The organism is Dietzia sp. SYD-A1 (assembly GCF_015356725.1).
In the GTDB taxonomy this organism is placed as follows: domain Bacteria; phylum Actinomycetota; class Actinomycetes; order Mycobacteriales; family Mycobacteriaceae; genus Dietzia.
Map to the genome: position 1 here is coordinate 1 of NZ_JADDKI010000249.1, position 6,423 is coordinate 6,423.

10 protein-coding genes are annotated in these 6,423 nt (G+C 71.8%); 3 read left to right on the forward strand and 7 right to left on the reverse strand.

Annotated features, from left to right (window positions below; all coding sequences use genetic code 11):
* The coding region (locus tag IY392_RS10815) for an ABC transporter permease (RefSeq protein ID WP_194861213.1) at positions 1–1,150 on the forward strand (1,150 nt) is incomplete at its 5' end.
* 67 nt (positions 1,151–1,217) lie between these two features.
* Positions 1,218–2,033, forward strand: coding sequence for a hypothetical protein (locus IY392_RS10820; protein WP_194861214.1), 816 nt, complete (start codon positions 1,218–1,220; stop codon positions 2,031–2,033).
* Positions 2,034–2,095: 62 nt separating this feature from the next.
* Here the strand turns inward: IY392_RS10820 and IY392_RS10825 are convergent, their stop codons facing one another.
* Positions 2,096–2,425 carry a DUF4229 domain-containing protein gene (locus tag IY392_RS10825; RefSeq protein ID WP_107757147.1) on the reverse strand — a complete coding sequence of 110 codons (330 nt, stop codon included), beginning with the start codon at positions 2,423–2,425 and terminating at the stop codon, positions 2,096–2,098.
* 39 nt (positions 2,426–2,464) lie between these two features.
* On the opposite strand from IY392_RS10825, the gene IY392_RS10830 reads away from it, so the two are divergent.
* A complete protein-coding gene (locus tag IY392_RS10830; protein WP_167457827.1) occupies positions 2,465–2,626 on the forward strand; it encodes a hypothetical protein in 162 nt (53 codons plus the stop codon).
* 7 nt (positions 2,627–2,633) lie between these two features.
* Here IY392_RS10830 and IY392_RS10835 read toward each other — a convergent pair whose 3' ends face one another.
* From IY392_RS10835 to IY392_RS10855, 6 genes are all read right to left on the reverse strand, one after another.
* Positions 2,634–3,161: a protein-tyrosine-phosphatase gene (locus IY392_RS10835; protein ID WP_107757148.1), complete on the reverse strand. Its 528-nt coding sequence runs from the start codon at positions 3,159–3,161 to the stop codon at positions 2,634–2,636.
* 114 nt (positions 3,162–3,275) lie between these two features.
* Positions 3,276–4,052, reverse strand: coding sequence for an enoyl-CoA hydratase (locus IY392_RS10840; protein ID WP_107757149.1), 777 nt, complete (start codon positions 4,050–4,052; stop codon positions 3,276–3,278).
* 134 nt (positions 4,053–4,186) lie between these two features.
* Complete coding sequence (locus IY392_RS19425; RefSeq protein WP_255542058.1) at positions 4,187–4,321, reverse strand: hypothetical protein; 135 nt, start codon at positions 4,319–4,321, stop codon at positions 4,187–4,189.
* 63 nt (positions 4,322–4,384) lie between these two features.
* Entirely contained in the window at positions 4,385–5,044 is a 660-nt protein-coding gene (gene rfbC / locus IY392_RS10845; RefSeq protein ID WP_107758190.1) for a dTDP-4-dehydrorhamnose 3,5-epimerase, read from the reverse strand.
* Positions 5,045–5,121: 77 nt separating this feature from the next.
* The gene (locus IY392_RS10850; RefSeq protein WP_194861215.1) at positions 5,122–5,673 is read right to left on the reverse strand and encodes a hypothetical protein; all 552 of its coding nucleotides are present in this window, start codon (positions 5,671–5,673) and stop codon (positions 5,122–5,124) included.
* Position 5,674: 1 nt separating this feature from the next.
* The coding region (locus tag IY392_RS10855) for an SDR family oxidoreductase (protein ID WP_194861216.1) at positions 5,675–6,423 on the reverse strand (749 nt) is incomplete at its 5' end.

Below are 6,423 nucleotides of genomic sequence, written 5' to 3' on the forward strand. Positions count from 1 at the left end.
CCTCGGCCCCGTCGGCCTCCTCGCTGCCCGCAACACCGCGCGCAGCCCACGCCGCACGGCCGCCACCTCGGCCGCCGTACTGGTCGGGGTGACGCTCACCTCGACCATGGTCACCGGGATCGCCCTGCTGGGGCCCGCCATCGAGTCGCGGCTGGTCGACCGCGTCCCGTTGGACGTCGCCGTCACCTCACCCGACGGGATCCTGCCCGGCGCGCTGCCCGAGCGACTCGCGGGCATGGACGGGGTCGCGGAGTCCCTCGTCGTCGTCGACATGTACGCCCGCGACGACGAGGGCAGAAGGACGGTCCTGCGCGTGGCCGACCCGGCCGGGGTGGCGCAGGTGATGCGCCGGGAGATCACACTTCCCGGCCCTGGCGAGATCGTCCTGCCCGAGTCCTCTCCCGTGGCCGCGGGCGCAGGTGACGGGGACACCGTCCGGTTCCGGTTCTTCACCGACGACGACACGCGGGACCTGGTGGTCCGTCGCACCAGCGCTCAGTGGGCCCTCGCCGCCCCGGGCAGTGTGCCCGACTGGCCCCTGCCGCTGTCGCCGGACGGAGCGCCCTGGCCGGAGGACCTGGAGGTACCCCGGGAGTTCGTGCCCCGCACCGAGCAGTGGCTCCGGATGGAGGACGGGTTGGAAGGCGAGCGACTCGAGACGGCGCTCGACCGGGTGCGGTCGGCGGTCGTGGAGGCCGACCCCTCGCTGGCGGTCACCGAGACCTTCGCCTCGCGGGACCAGGTCGCGGGATCCGTCCGGACCGTCCTGACGTCCAGTGCACTGCTGCTCGCGGTGGCGGTGGTGCTGGCCCTGGTGGGGGTGGTCAACACGCTCACGCTGTCGATCCGGGAACGGACGCGCGAGATCGGCCTCCTCCGCGGCGTGGGCGTCACCCGGGCCGGCGTCTGGCGGATGCTCGTCCTGGAGACGGCACTGGTGGCGGCGAGCGCCTCGACTCTGGGAGTGCTCATCGGCACGGCGTTCGGCCGACTCGGCGCGGTCGCGATGGTGGGATCCGAGAACACCGGTAACATCGCACCGCCGGTGAGCGATCTGATCACCGTGGGGGTCGGCGGGGTCGCGGCCGCGGTTCTCGCCGCCTGCCTGGCCTCGATCGGGGCGGTACGGAGACAGGTGGCCGAGATCTGACCGATGATGACGTGACGCACAGCCCCGACCGGTAGCCATCCTTTGACAGAACTGAGACACTATCGTTATGCGAACTCGGGTGCTCCTGACCGCCGGCGCGATCGCGCTGGTAGCCGCGTCGTGCGCACAGCCGGAACCGCAGGTTCTCTCCGAAGCCCCGCGATCCGCCTCTGCGACCGACCTCACCTCCGCGGCCGAATCGAGCGAGCGTGACACCCCGCCCGGCCGCTTCATCGCCCGGTGCGCCACCGAGGCCGACGGCGGCACACCGGGAATGACGGTGTTCACCGACGGCACGCAGAGTGTCACCGACCACTGCCTCAGCCGGTACTACATCGGTGTGCAACCCGCACCGGGGGCGCTGTACGTCGCCGACGACGAGACGGGCACCCACGCACCGCCCCGCCAGCCCGAGACGGGCACCACGGCCACCCAGTGGACTCCCGCCCAGCCGCGGACGGACGCCGGTGGGCAGGATCCGTGGTTCGACGACGACGACCCCACCACGGAACCGGCCGAGCCGACCGAGAGCGGTCCGGGCGAGCCCACCGAGGAGACCACACCGGATGGGCCGACGACCCCGCCCGAGGGGACGACGCCGCCGACCACCCCGCCCACCAGCCCGCCCACCGGACCCGGGGACACCGAGACCACGACCCCGGGCGCCGGTGAGACGACGGCCGCGAACCAGGTCGGCCGACCCACCACCGGATCCGACGAGCCGGCGCCGACCGCGGTGCCGACCGAGACCGAAACCGACGCGGCCGCTCCCCCGCCGCCTCAGGCTTCCGGGTGGCCGCCGTTCGGATGGATGGGGTCACATGACCCGAACGGGTCATTCGGCTCGGAGTGGCTCCCCTCTCTGCCCGCTCCGGTCAGCTGAACGGCTGCCGGTCCGGATCTGAACGGCTGCCGGTCCATCGACTCGGGTCGGCCCGGTAGGGCTCAGGCCTCGTCCATCCGACGTCGCAGGTCGTCCCGCTTGACGCGACGGTTGGCGTCCACAGCCGAGATGTCGGAGTTGATCTCCGCGCGCAGGCGCGTGAACAGGACCATCGACAGCGGGAGCGCGATGACCACAGAGATGATCGCCGCGACGAGGACCGGCACGTCGACGCCCGCGAGACGGCCGATACCGATGACGATCAGGGTCAGTGCGACGACCATCAGCAGCCTCAACACCGTGTAGAACATCATGTTGCGGGCCAGGCGGGCGCCGGGACTGGTTCCGGCGGGCGCCTGTGCCGGGATTGCTGACTCGTCTCGCTCGCTCATGACCCCCAGGATACGTATCGTGGTGGAAAGGAGGTTCGAGTGATCTGGCTGTTCGCACTCATCGGAGTGGTGACCGTGGCGATTCTGCTGTGGCGGGCCTTCGGGCCCGGTTCACGGCCGGCCCCGCCTCGCGTGATCGCCCCGGACGACGACCCTGATTTCCTTCGGGATCTGGACAGGCGTAAACCCCTGGACCCCTGACCGGGCATCACCCCCGGCGGCCCAGGAGATCGACGATCGAGTCGACCGCGTGGCTGATCTGCGTCCCCGTCCGGTCGAAGACCTCCGGCTGGCGGCCGATCGGGTCCTCGATGTCCCACGCCGGATCGTCGGTGTCCACGCCGAGGCGGGCCCGCGACAGGCCCCGGAGCGTCAGAGCCCGGTCCGTGTCGGCCAGATGGGCCGCCTCCAGCAACGTGTAGGTCCTCTTCCACAGCAGCGGCGCCATCTCCTGGACGGCGTCGCGGTGGGCGCGCGTGGCGGTGAGGACCAGATCGTGACCCCCGAGCACTCGTGGCGACAGGAGCCGGGCGCCGAAACCCTCCGCGCTCCCGCCATACGCCTCGAGCACCCGGCGGGTCTCGGGGTGGATCTCCACGCCGTTGACCGCCCTCGTCCCGGCGGACTCCACCACCACGTCGAGACCCGCTCGGGCGGCGCGCGCGGCGAGCAGGCGCTCGGCCAGCGGTGACCGACACATGTTGCCGGTACAGACCGTCATCACCCGGATCGCCATGCCGCAGATCCTAGTAGGGCGCCGTCACACCCACGATCCACGAGGTCATCGCACCGATCCCGGCGACCGCGAGCCGCCGGACGCGCCTGCCCGGCGTCTGCTCACCCCTCCGCCTCACTCCCCACGCCACTGCGGGGTGCGCTTGTCCAGGAACGCGGACATGCCCTCCTGGGCGTCGCACGTCATCGCGTTGGTGGCCATCGTCTCGGCCATCTCGCGGTACGCCTCGTCCTGGGGTAGATCGATCTGGCGGTAGAAGGCCTGCTTCCCGATCTCCAGCGTGAGCGGGCTGGCGACGGCGATCCGGGTGGCGAGCTCGTCCACACGGGCCCGGAGCCGGTCTGCGGGTACCGCGGCGTTGACCAGGCCCCACTCGACCGCGGTGGCGGCGTCGATCGTCTCGCCGGTCAGGAGCATCTGGAGCGCGCGTTTGCGGCCGATGTTCCGCGAGACCGCCACCATGGGGGTCGAGCAGAACAGGCCGATCCTCACGCCCGGGGTGCCGAACCTCGCGGTGTCGACGGCCACGGCGAGGTCGCAGGTCGCCACGAGCTGACACCCGGCGGCGATGGCGTGGCCCTGCACCTCCGCGATCACGGGCTGGCGGATGGCCTGGATCGACTCCATGAGCTCGACGCAGGTGTCGAAGACCTCGCGCTCCTCGTCCAGGGTGCGGTTGATCATCTCGCCGATCTCGTGCCCGGCGGACAGCGCCGGGCCCGACCCCGTCACCACCACCACGCCGCACGACGGGTCGTCACCGAGGTCGCGGATGGCGGCAGTGGCCTCGCGCATCATCCGCAACGACAGGGGGTTGCGGCGATCGGGCCGGTCGAGGGTCACGCGCGCGATCGGGCCGCTGCGCTCGACGAGGACGTACGGGGTGCTCACTGGGGCCTCCGGGAGGGACGACGAGTGCGTGTCACCCGGTTCTACCCCGCCGGACGGGTCCGTGGCGCGGGAGTGGGGACCGACGCCCCCGATGGAGGTCGGGACCGCGGCACCCCTGGGCCGCCTCGCCGGGACTACCGGGCCGCGGCCGGGTGCTCCCCGTCGCACCACTTCTCGACGGGCACGGCCGCCTTGACCTGGTCGACGTGCTGACCACAGCCGTCCCAGGTGGTCTTGCCGCAGACGGAACAGGTGACCGGATAACACATGGCGTCCTCCTTCACGGGGATTCTCGACCCGACAGGGCGTCGTTCGATACCCCCTAGGGTATGTCAATCCGCGTTCGGGCGCCACTCCTCGTCCACCCGCGCGGTGGCCTCCCGCAGACGCTCCACGTGCGCCTCACAGTCCTCCCACCGCGGCAGGCGCCCGGCGGCCGCGGCGTCGAGCAGACTCGGCGCGTCACGGTCCTTCCCGCTCATCACGTGCGTGATCGGGGTGCCGTCGAGCGCCACGGAGGGCCAGTCGACGGCGAGGTGGGGATCGAAGGCGTCCACCCCGTGCTCGGCGCCCGGTCGCCAGCCCTCCGAGCACAGGTACATCACCGTGGACTGCGGCTCGAGGGAGAGGAATCCGTGCGCCACGCCCTCGGGGACGTACACCGCACGCTGGTCCTCCGAGTCGAGGATGACCCCTGACCACTCCCCGAAGGTCGGCGACCCCACCCGCACGTCCACCACCACGTCGAACACCGTTCCGGACGGGCACATGACGTACTTCGCCTGGCCGGGCGGCACCTCGGCGTAGTGCAGACCGCGCAGGACCCCCTCGCCCGAGACCGACACGTTGACCTGGGCGAGGTCGAAGCGGTGCCCTGTCAGGCGGCGGAAGGCCGCGTCGGTGAACGCCTCGTGGAAGACCCCGCGGTCATCGGAGATCCGGCGGGGGGTGATCTCCCACGCCCCCGTCACGCTCAACTCGCGAAGCTGCACCGGCGGTCCCGCCTTCCTGTCAACCCGACTCCTGACCCGCCCACCCTAGCGGGGCCCGCCGCGTCCGCCGGAGGCCGTCAACCCCGCATGGCGCCGACGATCTGTCCGGCCGTCCACTCGCCGATCATCAGGCAGTCCATCGCCGAGTCGTGCAGGCCCGCGTCCTCGCGCCACCCGGTCACGACGAACTGGAAGACGTAGGTCGCCTCGTCGTCGCTCCATCCCACGATCAGGCTCGAGGTGGCCATCTCGCCGGGCTCGGCGGAGTAGGTCCCGCGGACGAAGCGGTAGACGCTGCGCACCGCGCCGGCGTCCTCGTCGCCCTCGCCCGCGACCTCCTCCAGCAGTGTCCAGTCGGCGAGCACCTCCGCGGTGGCCACGATCATCGTCACCGCGTCGTCGGTGGACATGGCGGGCGCGACGCGGGCACAGGTGGCCACGGCGTTGGGCGAGAACCCGTCGCGGTGCGCTCCCGGATCGACGTAGATCACGGCCGACGGCTCCGGCGACTCGATCCGCTGCCACGGCGCGTTGTCCACCCAGGTCAACGGTTGCGCCGCGACCGCCATCGGGGGGCTCGCCTCGAGCGAGCGGCCCGTCGAGGCACAGAACTCCTGTATCGAGGCCATGTCAGCCCTGCAATCCCGCGCCGACGATGTGCGCCCCGCCGTCCACGACGATCGTCTGCCCGGTGATCCAGTGGGCGTCGTCGGAGAGCAGGAACGACACGGGGCCGGCGATGTCGTCGGGGACCCCCAGCCGGCCCGCGGGCAACGCGGCGGACATCTGCTCCTCGCGGCCGGAGTAGAGCGCCTCGGCGAAGCGGGTCTTGACCACGCCCGGCGCCACGGCGTTGACGCGGACCGCCGGGCCGACCTCCACCGCCAGTTCCTGCGTCAGTCGCATCACCAGCGCCTTGGTGGCGCCGTACCACCCGATCCCCGGCGAGGGCGCCAGGCCCGCGATCGAGGCCACGTTGACCACCGCCCCGCCCCGCTCCTCGAGCCCCGAGTGATAGACCTTCTGCGTCCACGCCAACGTGCCCAGCGCATTGACTTCGGTGATCTTGCGAGCGGCCGCCAGGTCCACGTCGATTGTCCGACCGAACACCGGGTTGATGCCGGTGTTGTTGACCAGCAGGTCCACGGGCCCGAAGGTCTGCTCGGCCCGGGCCACCACCTCGCGCTGGTGGTCCTCGTCGTCGGACTTGCCCGCGACCGCGAGCACCCGTTCCGGGGCACCCAACTCGGCGACCGCCTCGTCGAGCCCCTCCTGCCCGCGGGCGGTGATCACCACGGACGCCCCCTCGGACAGCAGGCGCCGCGCGATCCCCAGGCCGATCCCCCGGCTGGCGCCGGTGACGAGGGCCGTCCTCCCGG

Bases quoted from the DNA above. Each gene is read 5' to 3' on its own strand.
- IY392_RS10825 (WP_107757147.1), bottom strand. From the start codon at position 2,425: ATGAGCGAGCGAGACGAGTCAGCAATCCCGGCACAGGCGCCCGCCGGA.
- IY392_RS10850 (WP_194861215.1), bottom strand. From the start codon at position 5,673: ATGGCCTCGATACAGGAGTTCTGTGCCTCGACGGGCCGCTCGCTCGAG.
- IY392_RS10835 (WP_107757148.1), bottom strand. From the start codon at position 3,161: ATGGCGATCCGGGTGATGACGGTCTGTACCGGCAACATGTGTCGGTCA.
- IY392_RS19425 (WP_255542058.1), bottom strand. From the start codon at position 4,321: ATGTGTTATCCGGTCACCTGTTCCGTCTGCGGCAAGACCACCTGGGAC.
- IY392_RS10820 (WP_194861214.1), top strand. From the start codon at position 1,218: ATGCGAACTCGGGTGCTCCTGACCGCCGGCGCGATCGCGCTGGTAGCC.